This window comes from Clostridium sardiniense, from assembly GCF_050584765.1.
GTDB classification, from domain to species: domain Bacteria; phylum Bacillota; class Clostridia; order Clostridiales; family Clostridiaceae; genus Clostridium; species Clostridium sardiniense_A.
The window spans coordinates 321,209-343,640 of the sequence record NZ_JBNOOR010000001.1; the positions used below are offsets into that span (position 1 = coordinate 321,209).

The following is a 22,432-nucleotide window of genomic DNA, read 5'->3' on the forward strand; positions in this document are numbered from 1 at the left end:
GTAGTGCTTTTTGTTTTAATTAGAGTATTAAGATTAGACTTAGATTTAAAGGACTATACCCTCAAGCTGAAGGTTGCTTAAATGAAATAGCAAAAGATATAAAAATGATTTAAATTTTGATGATAATTAGAAGTAAAAGAAATCTAGTATAGTAACCTACTAGATTTCTTTTTTCATTACAAAGTTATTTAATGCTTGTCCTAAGCGATAAACCTGCTGCTCTTCAATTACTTCATACCCAAACTTTTCAAAGAAAGGCTTTGCAGTAATTGATGCTTCTGTAGTTAAGGTTTTGATGTTCTTTGACCTTGCGTAATTTTCAATTTCTAAAGTAATCATTGTTGCAATTCCTTGTCCTTGAAAATCCTTATGAACATAAAGACGATCAAAATATCCAGTATCATCTAAGTCACCAAAACCAACTATTAGGTTATTAAATTCCGCTATTACAGTATAGTTTTTAGAAAGTGAAGAATTCCATTTATTAATATCAATGTCCATTGGAGCCCATGCATTAACTTGATCTTTAGTATAATCTTTAATATTAATTACATGGACTGTACTATAGAAGAGAGTAATAATCTCTTTTAAGTCATCTTCTTTGTACAATCTTAATTTTATATCTATTTTAATCAGTCCTTTTTCCTCAGTTAGTTTTAAATATTATAATTATTAATCAATAATGTTTAGGATTTTATCTAAGGATTTACGATTCTTTTTAGAGGGTTCTTTATTTGAACTATATCCAACACTTATAATTAATCTAATTCTTTTTGAAGGGCTTATGTTTAAAAGTTCTTTTATTTTATCTTCATTAAACCATCCAAGCATACAAGTAGACAATCCAAGTTCAGTAGCAGCAAGGCATACATGAGATGCGGCTATGCCTATATCAACTTGCGTATATTCTTGATTTTTAAGATTATTTACAATCTTAGTTTGAAGTTTAGGTTTCTCTTCTAAAATTACTATAAAGGCTGAAGCATTCTTGCTAGACGATTGAGTGAGCTTTACCAATTTTGATTTTATATCTGAATTAGTAACCAGATAAAATTGCCAAGGTTGACCATTACAAGCAGAAGGAGCTAAACGAGCAGCTTCAATACATTTTATAAGCTTCTCTTTTTCTATAGAGTCTCCTGTATAGTTTCTGCAACTTTCACGGGTTTCTATTAATTCAAAAAAATTATTCATAGCGCTACCTCCCTAAATACAATATGTATAATTATACCATGTAAATATTTTGCTTTAAATTAAAATTAGAAACAATAGTTGACAAATGAGTTCAATTTAATTATATTATTAGATATCTAACTAATAGATATCTAATAATTATATATCTATGTAAAGTGAGTACGAAAGAAGGTTATTTTATGGAAGAATCAAATTATTACTTAGAAAAAGCACCAATTGGAAAAGCTATAGCAAACTTATCTATTCCAATTATGGTTGGTATGTCTATAAGTGTTATCTACAATATTGTTGATGCATTTTTTATAGGTATGTTACATAATTCAAATATGCTTGCAGCTGTAAGTCTTTCTTTACCTATATTTGCAGTCTTTATGGCTATAGGGAATCTTTTTGGAATTGGATGTGGTACTTATATATCACGTTTATTAGGTGAAAAAAAATATGACAAGCTTAAAAATGCATCGTCATTTTCTTTTTATATTAGTATAGCTATTGGGGTTATCTGTATAATATGTTCTATACCATTTATAAATTTTATAGTTAGTGGATTAGGGGCTAATGCAGATATTTTCTCTTATACTAAAGAATACATTGTAGTTATGATTATAGGTGGTCCGTTTATTATTCTTAATTTTACATTAGAACAGATAGTTAGATCAGAAGGTGCAGCTAAAGTATCTATGATTGGTATAACTTTGAGTTGTGTTATAAATATGATATTAGATCCTATATTAATTATATTCTTTAAATTAGGTGTTACAGGGGCCGCTCTTGGGACTCTTATAGGAAATATTATTTCAGTATTATACTTTATGTTTTATATTACGAAGAAAAGCAGCGTATTAAGTGTAAGAATAAAAGATTTTAAAATAACTAAAGATATTTTAAGTAATACATTTAAAATTGGTATACCTGCATTTATATTAAGCTTCTTTTTAATTATCTCAAGTCTTTTATTAAATAATTTTTCAGCTCTTTATGGAGACAAGGCTTTAGCTGGATTTGCACTTCAATCTAGAATTACTCAATTACCTGAATTTATTGCAATGGGACTTGCAGAAGGTATAGTTCCACTTATAGCATTTAATTATGCTGCAAAAAATAATGAGAGATTAGTCAAGGCTATAAAACAAACTGTTTTTTATATTCTTGTAATAGTTGTTTGTATATCGGGGTTAATATATATATTCAGTAGTGATATAATTAGATTATTCTCACAAGATTACGAGGTTATTAATATTGGTACTTATATTTTAAGAGTAACATTAATATCAACGTTTTTCTCAGGGATAACAACTTTAATTGTAGGAATGTTCCAAGCTTTCGGGAAAGGAAAGCAAGCATTTGTAATGTCAATTACTCAAGGTACATTGTTTATTCCAATTTTAGTTGTTTGCAATTCATTATTTGCGTTCCATGGTTTAGTATGGTCTCTACCTTTAACAGAAATATGCACTTTCATAGTTGCAGTAGCATTATTAATACCTTTAAGAGGGGAGTTATCAGCAAATAAGAGTTGTGAATTGATTAAAGAAGGATAGGTGTTTTAATATATGAGAAAAAATAATACAGAAACATTTCAATATTTATTTAGAGCAATTTCACATCATCTTAAAAAGATTGGGGATGAGGGATCAGATTCATTTGGACTAACAGGTTACCAAGCTAGAATGGTAAGCTATATAGCTGAAAATGAGCATAAAGGATTATCTCAATCAGATCTTGAAAAAGCATTTGATAGAAAAGGGTCATCTATTACTAGTATGCTTAAGGTATTAGAAAAAAATGAATTTATATCAAGACGTATAGATCCAAAGGATGAAAGAAAAAAACAGATATATACATTAGATAAAGCTAAGGTTCTTATAGAAAATTTTGAAGATTTATTTAAAAATCTAGAAGAGAAAATTACAGAAGGAATGGAAGATACAGAAAAGAAGGAATTGTCTAGATTACTTAATATTGTATTAAGTAATCTAGAGAAATAAGCTTAATTATAGCTTTTAAATATGTAATTTAGATAAAAGAAGATAGAAATTATCTTCTTTTATCTATTATTTATAAAAATTTATACTTATTCAGAAATCTCTCTCATATAACTAATGCCAACGATAGTGCTAGATTTTAAATCAGGTACCTTGCCTTTTTCAGAATATCCTTCAAGATTTAATCCTACAACAAGATTATCAATGCTAGAAGAGTATACTGTATAATAAATATTTGTTTCAGCGAAATATTTAACTCTTTCTTCTTTTATATCGTCTGGAAGGACAGAATTAACTAGTTTCATTGCAGTATTATAATCTATATTAGTAGGGCAAACTTCAGCAGGATATGTGTATGACTCAAGAATACCACCATATTCTTTATCATCTATTCTAGGAACTTCAGATTCCATCGGTATACCATAAAACCCATCTTTAGCCTCATAGTAATAGCCCCATCTATTAGTAATAGCATAAGTTAAATCTTTTTTATCAACAGTTTTATATCTTTCGTCAATAATTTCTGGATCATTAGTTTCTATAAAAAGATTTTCTTCTATTTTAGTATTTTCAGTAGTATTAGTAGGCAGATTTTCAGCTGCGCATCCAGTAAGTGAAATTGACATTAAAATAATAATTGATATTAATTTAGTTTTTCTCATATTAAACCCCTTAAACCCCTTAAACCCATAAATTTGTAAAATAATTAATGTTATTTTATTATATAATTTTAATTGGTAAAAATATATATTATTAGGTAATATTTATGTCAAGAATGAATTGAAACAATTATGAAAAGCAAAGTGATATTTTATCAGGGGTTAAATTATTTATGAGGAAAAGTAGTAGAGAAGTTTAATATTAGAGGAATAAAATGGAGAAGGGAAGATTTCTTGTTGAAAATATGGGATTTCAATATCAAATATATGGTAAAATAAACTTAAAAATTAACAAATAATAGTAGCTTATTGTTTATAAAGTTAGTTTAAATTAGGTGGAGAGAAATATTATGAGAATAGAAACAAATCAGATAATAATTAGAGATTTTAAAAGGAAAGATGCAGAAAACCTTTATAGGATTGTTAGAGAGAAGGAGATTTTAAGGTTTATGCCTGATTGGGCAGAAGTCGGAGATTCACCACAAGCATATTTTGGATATATTGATTGGCATCAAGAACAAAAAAATTCAACTGATGTTTATGAAAACAAAAGATATGTAATTGCATTAACTAATACAGATGAAATGATTGGAATGGTTGGTATGGGGCTTGAAGATACCTTAAATGAAGTTGAAGTAGCTTATTTTATGTCAGAAAAATACCAAAAGAAAGGGTATACAAGAGAAGCAGTAAATGCATTAGTTGACTGGTGTTTTAATGTATCGGATATAAAGTATATTATTTTAACTATTGATTGTGCAAATATCCCTTCTTGTAATCTTGCAGAGAAGTGTGGTTTTGAATTATTTGAAAAAAGAATACCTATTGGACATAAACAACCGAACATGGAAAGTGATAGTTACTTCTACTATAGAAAATACAGAGATTTATAATAAACATAGTTAAATAAAAGTAGTACAAATAAAAGACTCAGCAATCTATTGCTGAGTCTTAATTAGTCTTATATTAAAGTTATTCTCTAATGTATATATACTGATTAATTTTTTTAGTTAATTCAAATATACCTCTGGATTTGATACTATATCTTGGATTTCATCATAGAATAATGAGCAATGATAGCCATCAGCAACTGAATGATGTACTTGAAGTGATACTGGCATAAATACTTTTTCATTTTCATTATAATATTTGCCCCAGGTAACCATTGGAAATAACATAGGTATATTAGTCTCATTATTAACGTTAAAGGATGAGTAATTAATCCAAGGAATACATGAAACTAAGTAAAAATTCTTTTGAAAGTCAGAAGAGTATTTCGTATCTTTTTTATACATTTCCATATCATATAGCATATTACTATAAAACTTTTTAAAATTACTACTATATAATGTAAATAATTCATCCATAATTTTTGTTTTATAATTAAGCACAGAATAACATGGACTAATTTCATCATAATATCCTAGATTACCGTCATCAGTAATTGCCATTTTAAATTCTTTATGATTATTTAAGCACTTTGTGGTAATCCAAGTGAATACAGGATATAACTTTAAATTATTATTTTTAATATATTTATACAAATTTGTTATTTCAACATTTACAGTTATACTATAAGTACACTTTGCATTATTAAAATAGTGCTCGAAACACTTTCTTCGTTCCCACTTCTCAATATCAATAATATTAAAATTCATTATTCTTTCCCCTTTAATTTTAATTAATAATATAACAATTGTTAATTACTTAGTATTGTAATATCATAAATTACAATACTAGTAGATTTGATTATCTTAATTTAAATCATTTTCACCTAATATATTCGCTATTTATGCCATTATGTAATAAATCAATAACAGCATTCTCACTGCCTAAATTGTCATAATCCTTATTCCAGCCATATAAAATACCATTATCTTGATTTCTAGTAACATATTCTGATAATTTCTCAACTCCCTCAGTTTTTGCCACTTTTACAAAAGTTTTATTTCTAATATCATGGTGTTCGTTAAACATATCTTTATCACATGGAGCATTTTTACACTCCCAACAACCATTTATCCCTTTTTCAACGCAACAGTTAAACTGAAAACATCCACTGTTACTTAAATGCCTTCCACAACAGTTATTTTCAGATTTACACCCTGAGCATTTATCTACTTCATGACATAATGAGCAAATAAGACCACAATATCCAATATTTTTAGTGATATCTGATATATCCAATTGCATCTCCCTTTCATATAAAAATAATTGTAGATTTGTTATTTAATATAACTATTTGTTAGGTTATATACTAATTATATAACACTTTAATGAAGTGAATAGATTATTTTAAAATATTAGTAAAAGTTGCAGCAGAAACTTGTGAATATCCTCAATATAGGGATTCTACAGAACATTTGCATATTGTAGTTGAAAAAGAAAGATAATTATAATAGCTATATTAACTGAAAAGTAATTTTATTATATGTAATATTTAAAGCAATAAATTCATATAATAAAGTGAAAACTATTTACTAGTAAAATTATTGAACAAACATAAAGAGCAGTTTTGGTTTTAATGTTATTAAGGCTAAGATTGCTTTTTATATTTAAATAAACATTTATACAATTTATTAAAAATATAGTAATATAGTATCTTTAAATTTATACACAAATTTATGATATACTTAGTTTTAATAATTATTATTTGGATATAATAGTGGATAAGTTTAAAAAAAGGAGATTTATATGAAGATAGGATTAGTGCTATCAGGGGGAGGAGGCAAAGGTGCCTACGAACTTGGTGTATGGAAAGCATTAAAAGAGTTGGGATTAGATAAATATATAGATGTTTTTGCAGGTGCTTCAATAGGTGCATTTAATGCAGTCTTATTTGCTCAAGATGATATAAGTGCAGCTGAAGCTCTATGGGATGAAGTTACTATGGATAAGCTTGTTCCTATAAGTAAATTTCAACTTCTAAAAAGAGGAATAGAACTTGCAATAGGATCACACCATTTAAATTTAGCCAAGAAATATATGGTTCAAAAGCTAGAAGAAGGTGGAGTTCCAAAAGACGGTGCAAGAGAAATAATAGAGGATTATTTGAATATAGGAAAAGTAAAAGAAAGAGGTAAGATATGCTACGCTGCATGTACGGAGTTACCTGATTTTACTGCAAAGTATTTTAGGATAAATGATTATGATGATATAACAGCTAAAGAGATGATCGTTGCATCTGCATCTCTTCCAATGATATATGATTGTACAGAAGTCTTAGGTGGAAAATATATTGATGGAGGTGTTGCGGATAATACTCCAATACAGCCTGTCTATGGAGAGAACTGTGATATTATTATAGTTGTACTTTTATCAAAGGAGGAAAGAGTTGATAAGACTCTTTATCCGAATACTAAGATATTAGAATTAATTCCTAGAAATTTAAATGAAAGTACTCTTAAAGGAACTTTAAATTTGGATATGGCAGCTAAGAGAATGAGAATAAAAGAAGGATATAATGATACTATAAACCTTTTAGAGCCAGTTATAATAATGGCGAAATTAATGCATGAGAGAGAAGAGTGGGAAAATCATCCAAAACTTTTTAAATTTTATAATTGGATAAAGGAAATTACTTAAAGAATAAATTAAAAGGATGTCCAAATGGACATCCTTTTTTTGTTAATTATACAAAGACTATTTTTAAACTATTCTTTATCTACATATTCTAAAATATCACCAGGCTGGCAATTTAATACTTTACATAATGATTCTAATGTATTAAATCTTACTGCTTTAGCTTTATTATTTTTAAGTATAGAAAGATTAGCCATAGTTATTCCAATTTTTTCTGAAAGTTCTGTAGAACTAATCTTTCTTTTAGCCATCATTACATCTAAATTAATTACTATTGGCATACTAATCTCTCCTTTTAAATTGTTTGATCATTTTCTTCTTTAATTTCCATAGCATTATGGAATAGCCCAGAGAATACTAAACATAGAAGTCCCACAGGTATACAAATTATTAAAGTAGGTATTAAAGGTATTCCCATTGGAAAACCCATAAAGAATTCAGTTGAACGCTTTAAATATAGGAAAGTAGAACCTACTAATAAAATTTCAACAAATGCACATATTGCTATAGTTTTTAAAGCAGTAACACTTTCTATTGAGAAAGGTCTATTTTTCACTACTAAACCACAAAGTTTTTTAATCTTGAATAGAGAAATTATATATGGTATTGAACATACATAAATACAAGCAGATATTTTAAAAACTAATGTTTGATTTAGTATTGAAAAAGCAGATTTTAAAAATGCTGTAGTTACAAGTGGTGTTCCAATTAGTGCTAAGAAAGTTAAAATAATTCCGAAAATTAATATCCAGTTTAATATTTTTGAACTTAAAGTATTATTCATTTTATTACCTCCGTAATTTAAATATAAATTATATCTTTCATAAAGTTATTATAAAACAAAATTTATTGTTTTTCAATAAAAATATATTTTAAAATAATAATAAAGTATTTTTAAATAATAAATTACAGTGGATATTTTATAAATAGGGAAGTATAGAAATGTATGATAATATTTAATTTAAAAAAAGAAGAAAATAAATTTATAAAGTAGTATAATACATAATAATTAAAATAATGAAATATATAATGGAGGATTTAATTATATGGCAGTATTTTTTTATGAAACAGATATAGGGACTATAGGAATTGAAGAAAAGAATGGGTTTATATCAAATGTTTATTTCGGAAAGGATAATATGCAAAATGATATAGAGATTAAAGAAACAAAGCTTTTAAAAGAGGCATCCATTCAGCTTAATAAATATATAAAAGGTGAGCTTAAAGAATTCAACCTACCATTATCACCAAAAGGTACAGAGTTTATGAATGAAGTTTGGGCTAGATTATGTGAGATTCCATATGGAGAGGTACTTACATATAAAGAAATGGGAGAGAAGGTAGGCAGACCAAAGGCTGCAAGGGCAGTAGGTCTTGCTTGTAATAGAAACCCAATACCAATATTTATACCTTGTCATAGAATAGTTGGGAGTAGTGGAAAACTTACTGGATATTTAGGTGGAATTGATATAAAAGAAAAATTACTTAATCTTGAAAAGAATAATAAATAGAGAAAAGGATTGCTTAATATTACCATTAAACAATCCTTTTTAGATATTAGGAAGAGTATTAACTATTTCTCGTCTAGCATTTACTCTAGAAAGATAAGCAATTAATGTTGGAATATAGCTCATTGCTATTCTTCTATAAGGGTCTTGGTGCTCAGGGTCTTGTTCAGATTTTTCTATATATCTTTTAAATGATGAGTAAGTAAATATAAATGTAACCATTAAACCAAGAGTCTCTCCAACATCTACATAAGGGGTTGCATCAAGTCCGGAGTCTATACCGTTAAGTGCACTAAGTACTATTTCTTTACCAACAAATGTGGCTTTAAGATAAAAAAGGGATGACATAAGAGATAAAGAAGTACCAAGCATTTCAAGATTAACTATCTCTAAATCTATCTCCAAGAAGTATCGTCTACGCTCTTCAGATTCAGGTTCTCCACTTTCATCACCAAGTCGTGCATTAAGTGCAAAGGCGTTAAAAAAATTAGATAAATTAATGCTACTAATATCCATCGAATACCTCGTAAAACATGATTTATATAAAAGCTCTATTATAATTATTTAAGTATAATTTATATAAAAGCTTCATCGTCAGTATTTCTTCTATCAATTTCAGATAGTGCAATAACTCTTTCTTTGTTTGCTATTACACTTAGAAAATATGCATTAGCTAATCTTTTATAAGGGTCAAGAGGTTCATCGGAACCTTCTAAAGCCTTTTCATCTATTCTTCTTATAGCAACTATCCAAAGAATAATAAGTCCTTCTAAAATTAATTCTTCACCTATAAGGAGTAAATGTGTAGGTCTGCCCCTACTGCCGGGTGCTATTGGGGTGTTTGGGTTAAGTATATTTTCTTTATCTTCATTAGCTGCAATTATAAAATAAGAATATCCTACAATTAAAAATATTGATCCTAGTATCTCTATATCTGCAAGCTCTAAACCAAGATTCTTAAGATATTCTTCCAGTTCAGGTGGGAGTCTTGTGCTTTCTTCCTCATTATTCATCAAAAAATCACCTCAAAATAGATAAGGCTTTAATTTAATATATGAAATTTAGATTTTATTGCTACTTATTATGGTATGAGCGGTCAGAAAAGGAGAATAGACGTAAAATAATTGGATAATATAGATATTTAGAATAAATAAAAAATTAATATAATAAAGTTATATAAATGTAGAATAATGAGAATTATTAAAAAACTTAATTATAACTTAATTCACCCTAACAAGAATTGAATGTTAAGACAGTATTGTTTAATATAGGTAATAGGTATGATAATAGAATATAGGAGTTTAAGATGAAAAAGATTGGATTATCAAATTTTATACCATTAATAATAGCATCACCAGCTGTTATTATTGGAGTTATAGCAATGAAAACAGCTGGAGTTTCAGCTATTACATTTGGACAAAACCTTGCATATTTAATTATAGGAGGATTAATTTCAGGATATATAGTATCTAGAGATACAAAGATAAAAAAGAATAGTAATAGCATATTAGTTATTTTAATTACAATAATACTTTTAGGATTAACTTTTATTGATAAAGGAATTTATGGCATTCATAGATGGGTAGCCATTGGACCTATTAAGTTTTACGTTACAAGTATAATATTACCTATTACAATTATAGAGTTATGGAATCTACTACAAAGAAAAAAGTGGATGAGCACAGTAGTTATTACACTACTTATATTAGTAATTCTTAGTATTCAACCAGATGCATCGCAATTAACTGCTTTTAGTATTACAATAATAATAATTTTCTGGAATAAACTTAATAGAAAAATAGTTAAGGTTATTGTTTCAGGAATACTATTAATACTAAATAGTCTTTCATGGATATACTTAGATGCACTTAATCCTGTACCTTATGTTGAGCAAATAGTTAGTTTGGTAGGTAATATGGGAAGCATATGGTTTGTTTTAGGAATAATATCTCTTATAATATTACCTTTACCGTTTATATTATTTCCGGCAAAGAGATATAAATTATTATCAAGAGGTATTGGTATTTACTTTATACTTATTTTAATATCAACAATTTTCGGGAATTTTCCAGTTCCACTAATGGGGTATGGAGTTTCTCCAATGATAGGATATTTTATAGCAATAACTTGGTTTGTTAAATCAAAGATTTATCCACAATATTAATATATCTAAGATAAAAAAGATGATGAACTAAATTCATCATCTTTTTTATTGCTTAAAATTTATTTGAAATAATATAATCGTATTTTAAATTAAGGTACCATATTTCCAGCAGCTTTATATATGCTATACCATTCTTCTCTAGTTAAAGGTATATCTGAGCCTTTACATGCATCAATTATACGACTTGGTTTAGTAGTACCTAAAATAACTTGAATATTAGCAGGATGACGTGTAATCCAAGCAGTAGCTATTGATGTACTTGTAACTCCATATTTTTCAGCAAGTTCATTAATAGTTTGATTAAGCTCTGGGAATTTCTCCATATCACCAAGGAATACTCCGTCAAAGAATCCATGTTGGAATGGTGACCAAGCTTGAATTGTTATATCATTTAGACGACAATATTCTAAAACACTACCATCACGGTCAAAGGATTGATTAATATCCATATTTACTGCAATACCTGAATCAACAATGTTAGTATGTGCTGCTCCAAATTGTAATTGATTTATTATAAGTTTTTCATCAGTATACTTTTGTAATAATTCAATTTGAGCTGGATTATGGTTTGATACACCAAAGTGTCTAACTTTTCCACTTTCTTTAAGTTTTGAAAATGCTTCTGCAACTTCTTCAGGTTCAACTAAAGTATCAGGACGATGAAGAAGTAGAATATCTAAATAATCAGTTTGAAGTCTATTTAATATACCATCAACTGAATTTAATATATAATCCTTTGAAAGATCATAATAATTTCCTTTTGTATTAATTCCACATTTACTTTGAATAATCATTTTTTCTCTAATATCTGAATTCATTTTAATTGCCTTAGAGAATAGTTCCTCACATTCTCCTCTGCCATATATATCTGCATGGTCAAAGAAGTTAATTCCTTCATCCATAGCAGTACGTATTAATTTTTCAGCTCCATCTAAAGATAGCTCATTAATACGCATATTACCCATAATTATATTTGATGATTTTAATTCTGTGTTTGAAATGTTTAAATATTTCATTTTAATACCCCTCCCATATTTTACATAGTCTAACTTAATAATAAACCTTAAAGTAAGCTTTAGGTCAAGTAAAAGTTTTCAAAATTATAAAAAAGTAATAAATTAACTTTTGAAAATATATTAATGAATAAAAAAGAAAGGTGATTCAAAATTATGAATCACCTTTTTTATATTTCTCTTAGAACAATTTGTTGAATTGCCATTAATGGAGGCCACACGTCATCGGGAGGCAGAGCATACTGAACATATCCTGGACTGAGGTTCTTAACCTTTAGCTCATAAGTTACTAAATTGATAAGTAATAATGGATTACCAAGATTATCTTTTCCAATAATGCTACATAATATTCCTTTATCCTTATAATACTTTACCACTGCATCTAATACATCGTTCATGTTATAATAAACGTCTGTAAATTCTAATACTACTTTTCTATTAAACATAGACAATACCCCCTTTTTCATTTTTCATAAATTTATATAATTATATCTCTAATATTTGGAATCCTAATAGATAAATTGTAAATATTAAGGGAGATAATAAAAATTAAGATATAATAATAGTTATCAAATAATAAAAATTTAAATTTATATATAATATTCTATCATATTTTTTCAATAAAAGTACTTGCTTGAAATAATTAACAGATAGATAATGTTTTTAATCATTATATGTTATCATTACAAATTTGATTAATAGTAATAGAGGGGATAAGAGGAACTTAAAATTATCTTCCATAGGCAGTATATCACCATTATAAAAAATATTTTCTATCATAAATAAAACCTTCCTTATTAAATAATAAGGAAGGTTTAAAATAATGGATATTGTAAGTTATCTATAATTAACGTAGTAAACTATAAATATTATTAGATTGCTATACTAGTTGTTATAAATTTCTTCATTTAATGAATAGCTGTTATAAACTTCTTCATCTAATGAATTCTCAGATTTTGCAACATATATAGCAGCAGCAGAGTCACCAACAACATTAAGTGATGTTACAAGCATTTCAACTGGTCTATTAATTGCAAGGATAAGAGAATATGCAAGAAGTGCAGCATCATTTTGATATCCCATTCCAGTTAAAACTGTAAATAATATTATTGCACCAGCACCAGGGGCAGCAGGTGTTCCAATAGATGATATTAATGCAAGTATAGCGATTATTGTTAAGCTAGTTGGAGTTACTTCATATCCAGCACTTGAAGCTATAAATGTTGCAGCAATTACTTGCATTATTGCAGTTCCATTCATGTTTATAGTCATTCCAAGAGGTAGAGTAAATGAAGCTATATCTTTATCTACACCAAGTTCTTCAACTGTAGTTTTAGTGTTTAGAGGAAGAGTTGAAGCTGATGATGAAGTTGAGAATCCAAATAAAGCAACCTTTGCAATCTTTCTTACGAATATAAATGGATTAAGTCTTGATGATAAGAATATAAATAATGCATATCCAAATACTAAGAAAATTAAAAGTGCAACAGTTGTTGTACCCACATAAGCAAGTGCAGGTCTTAAGTGATCAATACCGTATATTGCAAAAGTTCTTGTGATAAGTACAAATATTGCAACTGGACCAAACTTAGTTATTATAAATGTTAAAAACACTGTGATTATCTTATTTATTTCTTCCAATATCTTCTTTAAGATCTTAATTTCATCACCAAGTTTATTAATACAAAGTCCTGTAGATACTGCCAAGAATACAACAGCTAGTATCTTACCGTTTTCTGAGAATACTGATGTTATATTATTTGGTACAGCTTGTACTAAAACAAGTAACGGATTGTTACCAGTATTACCAGCTTGAGCTGAAACTCCATTTATGTTTACATTAAAGAATCCTAGATTATGAGCAGTAAGTGCAAAGACCCCTGCAAGAATTAAAGCAAATATGGAAGTTATTAAAAATGCCATTATAGTTTTGTATGATATACGTCCAAGCTTTTTAGTATCAGTTATATGACACAGTGCAAGGGCTATTGAAGTAAATACCATAGGTACTATAACAAGTTGAAGTGAATTTACGAATAATTGACCAATTATATAGAATATACCTAAAGAATTTTTACCTTCAGGTGTTGTTATATCTTGAAATAGAATTTGATTTATTTTAGTCCATAAATCAGCATTAGAATTGCTAATTAGATATTCTCTAAGAAGTATAAAGGCACCACCTAGTAGTAGACCTAAGATAAGTGCAATTCCCATTTGTATTGCAAGTTTGTTTTGATTGTTTTTTAGTGATTTAATTTTCATAATGTCCTCCTAAGTAATTAAATTTTATAGGACACCATAAAAAAACCTTAACACCAATTAAGATGCTAAGGTAAAATACTATAGTATAATGACTATTATATATATGCCTTATTAGCCTCTCTGGACTATCTTAAAGGTATCCCACGGTTATAAATATAATAACAATGAGAAGCTATGTCAATACAAAATATCAAAAAATCAACATTAAATTATATGATTGTTAAAAATAACTAATTATAATTTAAAAGTTATAATTATATTAAAAACAAAGGGGACTTATGCTACTAATTACAGCCTGAGGACATATCTCTTTAAACTTATCAAATAATTCTAATGAAGGGTCTATAACTTCTATTTCTTCATTATCATATTTAAAAGAGATATAATTACAATCAAAATCAAATCTGATATCTCCAGGAGATTCATTCATTGAATCATATGTATAATCTTTCATAAAATCTATAATTAATTGTCTATTTTTATTTAACTTACAAAGTTCAAGAATATATTTTTCATCAATTATAAATTTATTTTCCACCTCAGCAACAAAATCGCTTAGTCTTTCTAGTGGACGTATTATTGTATTACCATTTTCATCAGCCACTTCGTATCCATCAAGGGTATCTTTTGCAAAGAAGTTTTCAGTTCTACTCATAAGAACAGCTTCATGCTTACTATCAGTGTATTCAGTATATTCAATCTTAATTTTTGAGGATTTCCAATTAAATAACTCTTCCACGCTTTTTTCTTTATCGTAGATAAGTTTATCTAATTTTTTTTCTTCAAAATAAGGAACCCCTTCTTCAATGGCCAATTTATACTCAGTCAATTCTTTAATAAGTTCATTAATTTTCTTAATCTTAAGTTCTTTATTCAAAGTATATCCCTCCCCATCTTACTTAACCATATTATAGCATTAATTTTGGAAAAATTCTCTGTGGTATATATTTACAAATAAGAAGATATAATATATACTATCATTAAACGATATATCATTTAATGATATAAGGAGGGAATATGGCTAGAAAGAAAGCATTAGAAGAAGATATACTAACAGATTCAACTTACTATATTTTATTAACTCTAGTAAGACCAATGCATGGATATGGAATAATGCAAGAGATTAAGGAATTATCAAATGACAAGATAGATATAGGACCTGCAAGTCTATATACTATTTTAAAGAAACTTCAAGATAGTGAATTAATAAAATTACTAGATGATAATGAAGATAGAAGAAAAACTTATGTACTAACAGATAAGGGAAAAGAATTAATTAAAAAGGATATTGAAAGAAGAAAGCTTATGGTCTCCTATGGAGAAAAAGCTTTAAAAATTTTAGAAGGGTGAGTTTAATTATGAGAGGAAATAAAAAGTATAAATATTTAATTAATGGTGGATATGCCTTTGATGAAGAAAAAATAACTAAAAAACTTAGTAATTTATCAAAGGAAGGGTGGATACTTGAAAGTGTAGGTCCACTTAGATATAAGTTAGTTAAAGGAGAGTGCAATGACTATATTTATTCAATGGACTATAATGAAAGCAAAGAAGATTTAGATGAGTATTTTGATATATTTAAAAGTGGTGGATGGGAACATGTAGATTCTGTTGAAGGATTCCATTTCTTTAGAGCGAATAGTGGGACTACACCAATATATACTGATAAAGAAAGTAATAAAAATAAGTATAATGTAATTAGCTCTAGCTGCAAGAAGACTGGGATCATAAGTGGAGTAATAATGATATTTATAGTTTTACTTGGATTATCATTCAAAGAAATTTTAAATAATAATGATTTATTGCTTATATTATATCTAATCTTGATAGCAATTCTTGTAGGGGTTATGGTACCATCCGTAATGGTAGGCTTTGCATATTACTTTAGAAAAAGAAAAATACAAAATGAAAACTAAGTTTTATATGAAGTTAAATTTGTATAAAGTATAATTTATAAAAATGTATATAAGATATCTTATATACATTTTTTTATAGTATAATAATGTAAAATAATTAAGGTTACTTAGGTGATAAAATGATAAATTTTGAGATGAAAAGTTATAATTTAGTTCTTAGAATTATAGTAATATTAGGTGTTATAGGTATTACTATAAATGATAGTGGAGATGGATTTCTTCTATCTTTATATGTTGTTGGATTTCTTATACTATCTTTTATGCAAGGATTAATTAGAAAAAAGTATAAATATATATTTTTTATATCATTAATTATATGGAACTTGATTTTTTATTATCTAGGTATGGAGATAACAAGTGCTTTAATAACTTTACTGTTAATTGAAATTTGTGCTTCAAAGCTTGAGTTATTAGTTCCTCTTATTATAATTTCTACAATGTTTGTTGCATTATTTTACAAGGAAAATTTTATACCATTTTATATTTATACAACAATACTAGGGGTTTTCTTTATAAGAATATTTAGTATGTATGATAGAAAAGTTATAAAATTAGAAGATGATATGGATAAGAAAATAAAAGAAAGTCATTCATTAAAACAAAAAATTAAAAATGAGAGTGACTTCTATAAACAAAGTATTTATTCAGTAAAATTAGAAGAGAGAAATGATGTATCAAGAAGAATGCATGATAATGTTGGACATGTAATTGCAGCATCTCTTATGAGACTTGAAGCAGCTCAGATAATATTAGATACAGATATAGATAAAGGGCGAGATATGATAAAAGAAACTACAGAAAACCTAAGAAAAGGAATGGATGATATAAGAAAGACAATTCATGAAATAACTCCAAGAAGTGAAGAGGTTGGAGTTAATAAGATAAAACTTTTATTAGAAGAAAAGCTTAAAGGTTCTAAGATTAAATATTCAGTAATGCATAGTGGTAATATAGATAAAGTTACTATAGTAGAGTGGGCTGTTATATATGAAGGTATAAAGGAGCTATCAACTAATAGCATTAAGTATAGCAATTGCGATAAGATAACAGTAAATATAGAAATACTAGATAAATTACTTAAAGTAACCTTTAAAGATAATGGATCTGGAAAAGAAAAAATAATAAAAGGGTATGGTTTAACAAAACTGGAAGAGGAAGTTTTAAAGCAAAGAGGGAATTTAATAATAGATGGAAGTGATGGATTCACAGCTATTATGATTTTTTATAAATAAAGGGGGAAAAAGATTTTGACTATAAGGTTAGTTATTGGAGAAGATGATGACTTAATAAGAGAAAGTTTAAAGATAATACTTGGGGCAAATTCTAATATAGAAGTTTTAGATGCTTTTCCAAATGGGCGTGAAGCTCTTGAATATGTAGTTAGAAATGATGTTGATATAGCGCTTTTAGATGTTAGGATGCCAATTATGAATGGAGTTTTAGCAACTAAAGAGATAAATGAAAAAAGTAATACTAAAGTCATTATACTAACTACTTTTGATGAAGATGATTATATAAAAAGTGCAATATCCTATGGTGCAAAGGGATACTTACTTAAAAATACACCACCAGATAAGATAATAAGTGCTATAGAGATGGTTTACGCTGGTAATTCAGTTATTCAAGAGGAAGTATTATCTAAACTATCATCTAATCTAGACTATAAAGAAAAAGAAGAATTTGATATGACACAGTTTACTGAAAGAGAAATTGAAATTATAAAAGAGATATCAAAGGGTGCTAGTAATAAAGAGATTAGTAGCAGTCTATTTATATCAGAAGGTACTGTTAAAAACTATATAACATCAATCCTTCAAAAGACAGGACTTTCCCATAGAACTCAAATCGCAATTAAATATTTAAAATCAATATGACAAAAGTCATATGAAAGATGTGACCTTCTCTAGATTCAAAGAGAGGGTTCTTTTTATATAATTAAACTATAGATATTTAAAGTATTATAAATAAAGAATTTAGTGGATATTTATATTAAATAGAGAGGAGCAATTTTAAATGTATGCTATAGAAATTAAGGATCTAGTAAAGAAGTATGGAGACTTTTTAGCAGTAGATAATATATCACTTAAGATCGAAAAGGGAAGGATATATGGATTACTTGGACCAAATGGTGCTGGAAAGAGTACAACCATAAATATTATATGTGGTCTTATAAGAGGAACATCAGGAAGCATTATTATGAATGGTGTTGATATTACAAAGAACATGAAGGGGCAGAACAAAAAGATTGGACTAGTTCCACAAGAAGTTGCACTATACTGGGACTTTACAGCAGAGGAGAATTTAAAATTCTTTGGAGAAATATATGGACTAAAAGGTTCAGTTCTTAAAGAAAGGGTAGAGGAAGCATTAGAATTTACAGGACTTATGGATGTAAGAAAGAAGCTTGCAAAAGAGTTCTCAGGGGGAATGCTTAGAAGACTTAATATAGCCTGTGCTCTTGTTCATAGACCAGAGATAATTATAATGGATGAGCCAACAGTTGGAATAGATCCACAATCAAGAAATCATATATTACAATCTGTAAAAAAGCTTAATGAAAAAGGTGTAACTATAATTTATACAACTCACTACATGGAAGAAGTTGAAACGCTATGCGAAGAGATAGCAATAATCGATCATGGAAAAGTTATTGTACAAGGTACAAAAGATGAACTTAAAAATATAGTAAGCGAGACAAGAAACTTACATCTATTAGTTGATAACGGAGCAATTATAGAAATAAATGAACTTAAAAAGGTTAAAGGAGTTCAAGAGGTATTAATAAACGAAAATGAAATAAAGATTGCTTCAAGTAAGGAAGTTAATAATTTAAGTAATATTATTGATAAAGTTAATGAGCTTGGAGCAAATATATTTGATATTGGATATAAAGAAATAACTCTAGAAACTGTATTCTTAACTCTTACAGGAAGAAGTCTAAGAGATTAGATAAAGAAATATTAGAGTAAATTAAGGAGGATTAATTTAATATGAAAGCATGTATTAAAAGTACAATACTTTTAGTTCTTAGAAGTCCAAAGTATTTTATATTTTCAATGCTTTTTCCAATATTTCTAACAGTTTTAATTGGAGGAGTTCTTGGAAAGTATTTCAACACCAGTAGTACTATGGTAGAAAAGAAAGTATATTATATAAATAATATTGGTGATACAGGAAAAGACATTATAGATAATCTAACTAAGGCTTCAGAGAATGGAGGTCCGAAGCTTACATTCGATACCATATCATCGGCAGATGAAGGTAAAGAGAAAGTACGTAAAGATGAAGATATTTTTATAGAATTAAATAAAGATAAGATTAATGTATTTATACAAAGTGGAAATGACTTTTATTATTCATATATAAACTCTTTGATTAGTGGAATAACTAGCAGAGGTGAAGCCATAAAGCTTATGTATAGTATAAATCCAATAGAGGCAGGTAATATACTTAAGGCGGATAATTCTAAAGCTTCAAGTATAGACTTGAAATTACTTGATAGCGAACAAGCACCTACTTCTTTTGATTATTATGCAATTGCAGAACTTACAATGATGTTACTTTATTTAATGTTATTCCCTATGAGTAGATATTTTGAAGATAAGAGGACTGGTATTAGAGAGAGGATGAAGATACTTGGAATATCAGACTTTAATTATTATTTTGGATCAACAATTGGATATTTTATAATTTCCTTTGGAACTACACTTCCAAGTTTCTTATTCTCAAGTCTAGTTTTAAAGACTAATTGGGGCAGTAATCCACTTCTTTGTTATGCGGGGATACAGGTATTTGCACTTGCAAGCATAAGCATTGGTACAGTGGTAGCTAGTTTCTTTAATGATGAAGAAAAGGTGGAGGGCGTATTACAAGGAGTAGTATTTCCAGTATTCTCATTCCTTGGTGGTGCATATTTAGCTCTTCCTGATAATGTAGGTGGAATATTCCAAATAATAACTAATATTTCTCCAATTAGATGGCTTAATAGAGGAATAATGCAAAGTATATTCAATAATAGCAATAAGCTTCTTATATCATCTTGTGCTGTTGCATTACTAGTTACAGCTGTAATGGCAGCTATTATGGTTGTAAGCGGAAGAAGGAAGGAGTGGAGAATATGAGAAATGTCTTAGTAATGCTAAAAAATAATTTAAGAATGATGATATTAAAAAAACCACTCTATTTTATAGCAAGTATAATAGCTCCAGTTGTAATAATTTTAATAGTAGGTTCTTTAATAACAAGTGGATCATCAAATATATCAATTGGTGTAGCTAATTTAGATAAGAGTAAGTCTTCAGAATTGATACTAAAAAATATAGAAGATCAAAGTAATTTTACTGCCTTATCTATGAGTAAAGAGGATATAGAAAATAAGATAAAAGATAAGAGTATAGAATGTGGAATAATAATTAAAAAAGGATTCCAAGAGAAAATAGTTAATGGAGACTCTAAAAATCAGATTGAGATTATAGGTAAAGATGGGGATTCAATATATAAATCTATAGAATCTATGATATCAATTAATTTTAAAAATTTAGAGGATTTAGGAAAGATAAGTAATGGAGATAGTAAGGTTTATAATAATCTTTTAAATGAGTATGAAAGTAGTAAAGTTACTATAGAGAGAGGCTCTTTAAGAAATAGTAGCAAAGACTATGAAACTAATACATCATTATTTGTAGGATTTTTAATAATGTTCATGTTCTTTAGGTCGGTACTCGGGGCAGGACGTATATTAGAAGATAAGAAAACTAAAGTATATACTAGAATATTTGCGGCTCCCATAAAGGTTTATCAGTATTACCTAGGCAATATTTTGGCCAGCATATTAGCTATAAATATACAAGCAATACTATCTTTAGTTGCAATAAGATATTTAATGGATATAAATATTGGTATGAGTTATATACAAATATTTTTTATACTTTTCCTAGTTAGTATATTTGCAGTAGCTGTAGGAACATTCTGTATAGCAATAACTAGAAATTCACAAGAGGCTAGTATAATTAGTAATATCTTAATTATGATACTTTTAATGCTTGGAGGTTGCTTTGTTCCAGTACAAGTATTCCCAAGTGCATTAGATAAGCTATCAAAATTACTTCCAACAAGATGGGCTATGGATATGGTATCATCTCTTCAAGATGGAATAGCTATGGGATCTTTATATAAAAATATTATAATAATTTTATTATACTCAGCAGTATTTTTCTTAGCAGCAGCTTATATAACTAAGCGTAAAGATAAGAAAGTAGATATAGCATAAAGTAAAAAAATGTATTATAAATTAGTGCTAAATTACAATTATTTGATATTGTGATGCTAAGATTATTTATTTTTGGGCGTGATTTATCTATATGATAACTCATAGAAAAGAAACAGTCTATATTTTTTTCGATTTATCCATATAATTATTATTGTTGCAACAAATAAATAATTGGATTGGAGAAAAAATATGATAAAGAAGAAAATAGCAAATATACCTTTTGGACCATTTATTACAGTTTTAGCAGGAGCGATGGTTAATGGAAAGCCAAACTATGCCACACTAGGTGCATATGGTGTTGTAAGTGAGAAGCCTGTATTGTATATTTCATTGAAGAATTCACACTATACAACTTCAGGCGTGGTGGAAAATGGATTCTTTAGTGTAAACATACCATCTTCTGAAAATATTGATAAGACTGATTTTTGTGGGTGTGTCTCTGGTAATAAAGAAGATAAATCGAATATTTTTGATTCCTTTTATGATGATGCAGGAAATGCGCCAATGATAAAAGAATGTGCTGTAAATTATCTTTGTAAGGTAATACAGACAATTCCTATATTTGATTTTACTATGTTTATTGGAGAAATTGTTGCAGTATATGCAAATGAAGACTGCTTGGAAAATGGAAAACCAAATGCTCTAAAAGTTAAACCCACAATAATGATGGGCTCAGGGTACTTTGATCTAAAGGATAGAGTTGGTTCAATATTTAATACCATAAGTAAAACTAATCCTAAATAATAAGTATTAATGTAAGGATGATACAGAATTTTATTATCTTACGTCCTAGCTTAAAATATAATACTAATAAAAATACCGTATTATTCAGAAATGAATCTTACGGTATTTTAATTTCGCATTATATAACAATTAC

The 22,432-nt window shown here is 27.7% G+C and carries 27 protein-coding genes; 14 read left to right on the forward strand and 13 right to left on the reverse strand.

Translation table 11 applies throughout. The features are described 5' to 3' along the window. Window positions 1–159: 159 nt before the first annotated feature. Both ACQPUW_RS01610 and ACQPUW_RS01615 read right to left on the reverse strand, forming a co-directional pair. Entirely contained in the window at window positions 160–621 is a 462-nt protein-coding gene (locus ACQPUW_RS01610; protein ID WP_430837259.1) for a GNAT family N-acetyltransferase, read from the reverse strand. Window positions 622–672: 51 nt separating this feature from the next. Beyond that, window positions 673–1,194, reverse strand: coding sequence for a nitroreductase family protein (locus tag ACQPUW_RS01615; protein WP_430835748.1), 522 nt, complete (start codon window positions 1,192–1,194; stop codon window positions 673–675). Between the two features lie 179 nt (window positions 1,195–1,373). Here ACQPUW_RS01615 and ACQPUW_RS01620 point away from each other — a divergent pair, with 179 nt between their 5' ends. Then, complete coding sequence (locus ACQPUW_RS01620; protein ID WP_430835749.1) at window positions 1,374–2,735, forward strand: MATE family efflux transporter; 1,362 nt, start codon at window positions 1,374–1,376, stop codon at window positions 2,733–2,735. Window positions 2,736–2,747: 12 nt separating this feature from the next. Next, window positions 2,748–3,182: a MarR family winged helix-turn-helix transcriptional regulator gene (locus ACQPUW_RS01625; RefSeq protein ID WP_430835750.1), complete on the forward strand. Its 435-nt coding sequence runs from the start codon at window positions 2,748–2,750 to the stop codon at window positions 3,180–3,182. 86 nt (window positions 3,183–3,268) lie between these two features. On the opposite strand, the gene ACQPUW_RS01630 is transcribed toward ACQPUW_RS01625, so the two are convergent. Further along, window positions 3,269–3,841 carry a hypothetical protein gene (locus ACQPUW_RS01630; protein WP_430835751.1) on the reverse strand — a complete coding sequence of 191 codons (573 nt, stop codon included), beginning with the start codon at window positions 3,839–3,841 and terminating at the stop codon, window positions 3,269–3,271. Between the two features lie 347 nt (window positions 3,842–4,188). On the opposite strand from ACQPUW_RS01630, the gene ACQPUW_RS01635 reads away from it, so the two are divergent. Further along, window positions 4,189–4,731 carry a GNAT family N-acetyltransferase gene (locus tag ACQPUW_RS01635; protein ID WP_430835752.1) on the forward strand — a complete coding sequence of 181 codons (543 nt, stop codon included), beginning with the start codon at window positions 4,189–4,191 and terminating at the stop codon, window positions 4,729–4,731. Between the two features lie 117 nt (window positions 4,732–4,848). Here the strand turns inward: ACQPUW_RS01635 and ACQPUW_RS01640 are convergent, their stop codons facing one another. Together ACQPUW_RS01640 and ACQPUW_RS01645 are read right to left on the reverse strand one after the other, a co-directional pair. Then, complete coding sequence (locus ACQPUW_RS01640; RefSeq protein WP_430835753.1) at window positions 4,849–5,496, reverse strand: CatA-like O-acetyltransferase; 648 nt, start codon at window positions 5,494–5,496, stop codon at window positions 4,849–4,851. A gap of 112 nt (window positions 5,497–5,608) precedes the next feature. After that, window positions 5,609–6,025, reverse strand: coding sequence for a DUF3795 domain-containing protein (locus tag ACQPUW_RS01645; RefSeq protein ID WP_430835754.1), 417 nt, complete (start codon window positions 6,023–6,025; stop codon window positions 5,609–5,611). Window positions 6,026–6,532: 507 nt separating this feature from the next. Here ACQPUW_RS01645 and ACQPUW_RS01650 point away from each other — a divergent pair. Further along, complete coding sequence (locus tag ACQPUW_RS01650; protein ID WP_430835755.1) at window positions 6,533–7,423, forward strand: patatin-like phospholipase family protein; 891 nt, start codon at window positions 6,533–6,535, stop codon at window positions 7,421–7,423. A 68-nt stretch (window positions 7,424–7,491) separates the two neighbouring features. Here the strand turns inward: ACQPUW_RS01650 and ACQPUW_RS01655 are convergent, their stop codons facing one another. Together ACQPUW_RS01655 and ACQPUW_RS01660 are read right to left on the reverse strand one after the other, a co-directional pair. Then, complete coding sequence (locus ACQPUW_RS01655) at window positions 7,492–7,701, reverse strand: helix-turn-helix domain-containing protein (RefSeq protein ID WP_430835756.1); 210 nt, start codon at window positions 7,699–7,701, stop codon at window positions 7,492–7,494. Window positions 7,702–7,715: 14 nt separating this feature from the next. Then, window positions 7,716–8,204 (reverse strand): DUF2975 domain-containing protein, encoded by a 489-nt coding sequence (locus ACQPUW_RS01660; RefSeq protein WP_430835757.1) that lies wholly within the window; start codon window positions 8,202–8,204, stop codon window positions 7,716–7,718. A 262-nt stretch (window positions 8,205–8,466) separates the two neighbouring features. On the opposite strand from ACQPUW_RS01660, the gene ACQPUW_RS01665 reads away from it, so the two are divergent. Beyond that, on the forward strand, window positions 8,467–8,931 hold the full coding sequence (locus ACQPUW_RS01665; RefSeq protein WP_430835758.1) for a methylated-DNA--[protein]-cysteine S-methyltransferase: 465 nt from the start codon (window positions 8,467–8,469) through the stop codon (window positions 8,929–8,931). 39 nt (window positions 8,932–8,970) lie between these two features. Here ACQPUW_RS01665 and ACQPUW_RS01670 read toward each other — a convergent pair whose 3' ends face one another. Both ACQPUW_RS01670 and ACQPUW_RS01675 read right to left on the reverse strand, forming a co-directional pair. Continuing rightward, window positions 8,971–9,444, reverse strand: a complete 474-nt coding sequence (locus ACQPUW_RS01670; RefSeq protein WP_430835759.1) for a hypothetical protein — start codon at window positions 9,442–9,444, stop codon at window positions 8,971–8,973. Between the two features lie 59 nt (window positions 9,445–9,503). Then, a complete protein-coding gene (locus ACQPUW_RS01675) occupies window positions 9,504–9,941 on the reverse strand; it encodes a hypothetical protein (protein WP_430835760.1) in 438 nt (145 codons plus the stop codon). 293 nt (window positions 9,942–10,234) lie between these two features. On the opposite strand from ACQPUW_RS01675, the gene ACQPUW_RS01680 reads away from it, so the two are divergent. After that, a complete protein-coding gene (locus ACQPUW_RS01680) occupies window positions 10,235–11,092 on the forward strand; it encodes a cell division protein (protein ID WP_430835761.1) in 858 nt (285 codons plus the stop codon). Between the two features lie 89 nt (window positions 11,093–11,181). Here ACQPUW_RS01680 and ACQPUW_RS01685 read toward each other — a convergent pair whose 3' ends face one another. The 4 genes from ACQPUW_RS01685 to ACQPUW_RS01700 form a co-directional block, all read right to left on the reverse strand. Then, complete coding sequence (locus ACQPUW_RS01685; RefSeq protein WP_430835762.1) at window positions 11,182–12,108, reverse strand: aldo/keto reductase; 927 nt, start codon at window positions 12,106–12,108, stop codon at window positions 11,182–11,184. 167 nt (window positions 12,109–12,275) lie between these two features. After that, window positions 12,276–12,551, reverse strand: a complete 276-nt coding sequence (locus tag ACQPUW_RS01690; protein WP_430835763.1) for a hypothetical protein — start codon at window positions 12,549–12,551, stop codon at window positions 12,276–12,278. 439 nt (window positions 12,552–12,990) lie between these two features. Further along, on the reverse strand, window positions 12,991–14,370 hold the full coding sequence (locus ACQPUW_RS01695; protein ID WP_430835764.1) for a dicarboxylate/amino acid:cation symporter: 1,380 nt from the start codon (window positions 14,368–14,370) through the stop codon (window positions 12,991–12,993). A 259-nt stretch (window positions 14,371–14,629) separates the two neighbouring features. After that, complete coding sequence (locus tag ACQPUW_RS01700; RefSeq protein ID WP_430835765.1) at window positions 14,630–15,247, reverse strand: hypothetical protein; 618 nt, start codon at window positions 15,245–15,247, stop codon at window positions 14,630–14,632. A 140-nt stretch (window positions 15,248–15,387) separates the two neighbouring features. Between ACQPUW_RS01700 and ACQPUW_RS01705 the strand changes: the two genes are divergently transcribed. The 8 genes from ACQPUW_RS01705 (at window position 15,388) to ACQPUW_RS01740 (ending at window position 22,299) form a co-directional block, all read left to right on the forward strand. Then, the gene (locus tag ACQPUW_RS01705; protein ID WP_430835766.1) at window positions 15,388–15,720 is read left to right on the forward strand and encodes a PadR family transcriptional regulator; all 333 of its coding nucleotides are present in this window, start codon (window positions 15,388–15,390) and stop codon (window positions 15,718–15,720) included. A gap of 8 nt (window positions 15,721–15,728) precedes the next feature. After that, window positions 15,729–16,286, forward strand: a complete 558-nt coding sequence (locus ACQPUW_RS01710) for a DUF2812 domain-containing protein (RefSeq protein ID WP_430835767.1) — start codon at window positions 15,729–15,731, stop codon at window positions 16,284–16,286. 119 nt (window positions 16,287–16,405) lie between these two features. Further along, window positions 16,406–17,518, forward strand: a complete 1,113-nt coding sequence (locus ACQPUW_RS01715) for a sensor histidine kinase (protein WP_430835768.1) — start codon at window positions 16,406–16,408, stop codon at window positions 17,516–17,518. Window positions 17,519–17,533: 15 nt separating this feature from the next. Further along, complete coding sequence (locus ACQPUW_RS01720; protein WP_430835769.1) at window positions 17,534–18,160, forward strand: response regulator transcription factor; 627 nt, start codon at window positions 17,534–17,536, stop codon at window positions 18,158–18,160. A 139-nt stretch (window positions 18,161–18,299) separates the two neighbouring features. Beyond that, a complete protein-coding gene (locus tag ACQPUW_RS01725; protein ID WP_430835770.1) occupies window positions 18,300–19,235 on the forward strand; it encodes an ABC transporter ATP-binding protein in 936 nt (311 codons plus the stop codon). 41 nt (window positions 19,236–19,276) lie between these two features. Next, the gene (locus ACQPUW_RS01730; protein ID WP_430835771.1) at window positions 19,277–20,407 is read left to right on the forward strand and encodes an ABC transporter permease; all 1,131 of its coding nucleotides are present in this window, start codon (window positions 19,277–19,279) and stop codon (window positions 20,405–20,407) included. Next, window positions 20,404–21,555, forward strand: a complete 1,152-nt coding sequence (locus ACQPUW_RS01735) for an ABC transporter permease (RefSeq protein WP_430835772.1) — start codon at window positions 20,404–20,406, stop codon at window positions 21,553–21,555. The genes ACQPUW_RS01730 and ACQPUW_RS01735 overlap by 4 nt, the downstream gene beginning before the upstream one ends. A 189-nt stretch (window positions 21,556–21,744) precedes the next feature. Beyond that, the gene (locus ACQPUW_RS01740) at window positions 21,745–22,299 is read left to right on the forward strand and encodes a flavin reductase family protein (protein WP_430835773.1); all 555 of its coding nucleotides are present in this window, start codon (window positions 21,745–21,747) and stop codon (window positions 22,297–22,299) included. Window positions 22,300–22,432: the final 133 nt, after the last annotated feature.

What these genes read in the sequence shown, in the direction of transcription:
- ACQPUW_RS01615 (WP_430835748.1), bottom strand. Translation starts at nt 1,194, where the DNA reads ATGAATAATTTTTTTGAATTAATAGAAACCCGTGAAAGTTGCAGAAAC.
- ACQPUW_RS01620 (WP_430835749.1), top strand. Translation starts at nt 1,374, where the DNA reads ATGGAAGAATCAAATTATTACTTAGAAAAAGCACCAATTGGAAAAGCT.
- ACQPUW_RS01625 (WP_430835750.1), top strand. Translation starts at nt 2,748, where the DNA reads ATGAGAAAAAATAATACAGAAACATTTCAATATTTATTTAGAGCAATT.
- ACQPUW_RS01630 (WP_430835751.1), bottom strand. Translation starts at nt 3,841, where the DNA reads ATGAGAAAAACTAAATTAATATCAATTATTATTTTAATGTCAATTTCA.
- ACQPUW_RS01635 (WP_430835752.1), top strand. Translation starts at nt 4,189, where the DNA reads ATGAGAATAGAAACAAATCAGATAATAATTAGAGATTTTAAAAGGAAA.
- ACQPUW_RS01640 (WP_430835753.1), bottom strand. Translation starts at nt 5,496, where the DNA reads ATGAATTTTAATATTATTGATATTGAGAAGTGGGAACGAAGAAAGTGT.
- ACQPUW_RS01650 (WP_430835755.1), top strand. Translation starts at nt 6,533, where the DNA reads ATGAAGATAGGATTAGTGCTATCAGGGGGAGGAGGCAAAGGTGCCTAC.
- ACQPUW_RS01655 (WP_430835756.1), bottom strand. Translation starts at nt 7,701, where the DNA reads ATGCCAATAGTAATTAATTTAGATGTAATGATGGCTAAAAGAAAGATT.
- ACQPUW_RS01660 (WP_430835757.1), bottom strand. Translation starts at nt 8,204, where the DNA reads ATGAATAATACTTTAAGTTCAAAAATATTAAACTGGATATTAATTTTC.
- ACQPUW_RS01665 (WP_430835758.1), top strand. Translation starts at nt 8,467, where the DNA reads ATGGCAGTATTTTTTTATGAAACAGATATAGGGACTATAGGAATTGAA.
- ACQPUW_RS01670 (WP_430835759.1), bottom strand. Translation starts at nt 9,444, where the DNA reads ATGGATATTAGTAGCATTAATTTATCTAATTTTTTTAACGCCTTTGCA.
- ACQPUW_RS01675 (WP_430835760.1), bottom strand. Translation starts at nt 9,941, where the DNA reads ATGAATAATGAGGAAGAAAGCACAAGACTCCCACCTGAACTGGAAGAA.
- ACQPUW_RS01680 (WP_430835761.1), top strand. Translation starts at nt 10,235, where the DNA reads ATGAAAAAGATTGGATTATCAAATTTTATACCATTAATAATAGCATCA.
- ACQPUW_RS01685 (WP_430835762.1), bottom strand. Translation starts at nt 12,108, where the DNA reads ATGAAATATTTAAACATTTCAAACACAGAATTAAAATCATCAAATATA.
- ACQPUW_RS01690 (WP_430835763.1), bottom strand. Translation starts at nt 12,551, where the DNA reads ATGTTTAATAGAAAAGTAGTATTAGAATTTACAGACGTTTATTATAAC.
- ACQPUW_RS01695 (WP_430835764.1), bottom strand. Translation starts at nt 14,370, where the DNA reads ATGAAAATTAAATCACTAAAAAACAATCAAAACAAACTTGCAATACAA.
- ACQPUW_RS01705 (WP_430835766.1), top strand. Translation starts at nt 15,388, where the DNA reads ATGGCTAGAAAGAAAGCATTAGAAGAAGATATACTAACAGATTCAACT.
- ACQPUW_RS01710 (WP_430835767.1), top strand. Translation starts at nt 15,729, where the DNA reads ATGAGAGGAAATAAAAAGTATAAATATTTAATTAATGGTGGATATGCC.
- ACQPUW_RS01715 (WP_430835768.1), top strand. Translation starts at nt 16,406, where the DNA reads ATGATAAATTTTGAGATGAAAAGTTATAATTTAGTTCTTAGAATTATA.
- ACQPUW_RS01725 (WP_430835770.1), top strand. Translation starts at nt 18,300, where the DNA reads ATGTATGCTATAGAAATTAAGGATCTAGTAAAGAAGTATGGAGACTTT.
- ACQPUW_RS01730 (WP_430835771.1), top strand. Translation starts at nt 19,277, where the DNA reads ATGAAAGCATGTATTAAAAGTACAATACTTTTAGTTCTTAGAAGTCCA.
- ACQPUW_RS01735 (WP_430835772.1), top strand. Translation starts at nt 20,404, where the DNA reads ATGAGAAATGTCTTAGTAATGCTAAAAAATAATTTAAGAATGATGATA.
- ACQPUW_RS01740 (WP_430835773.1), top strand. Translation starts at nt 21,745, where the DNA reads ATGATAAAGAAGAAAATAGCAAATATACCTTTTGGACCATTTATTACA.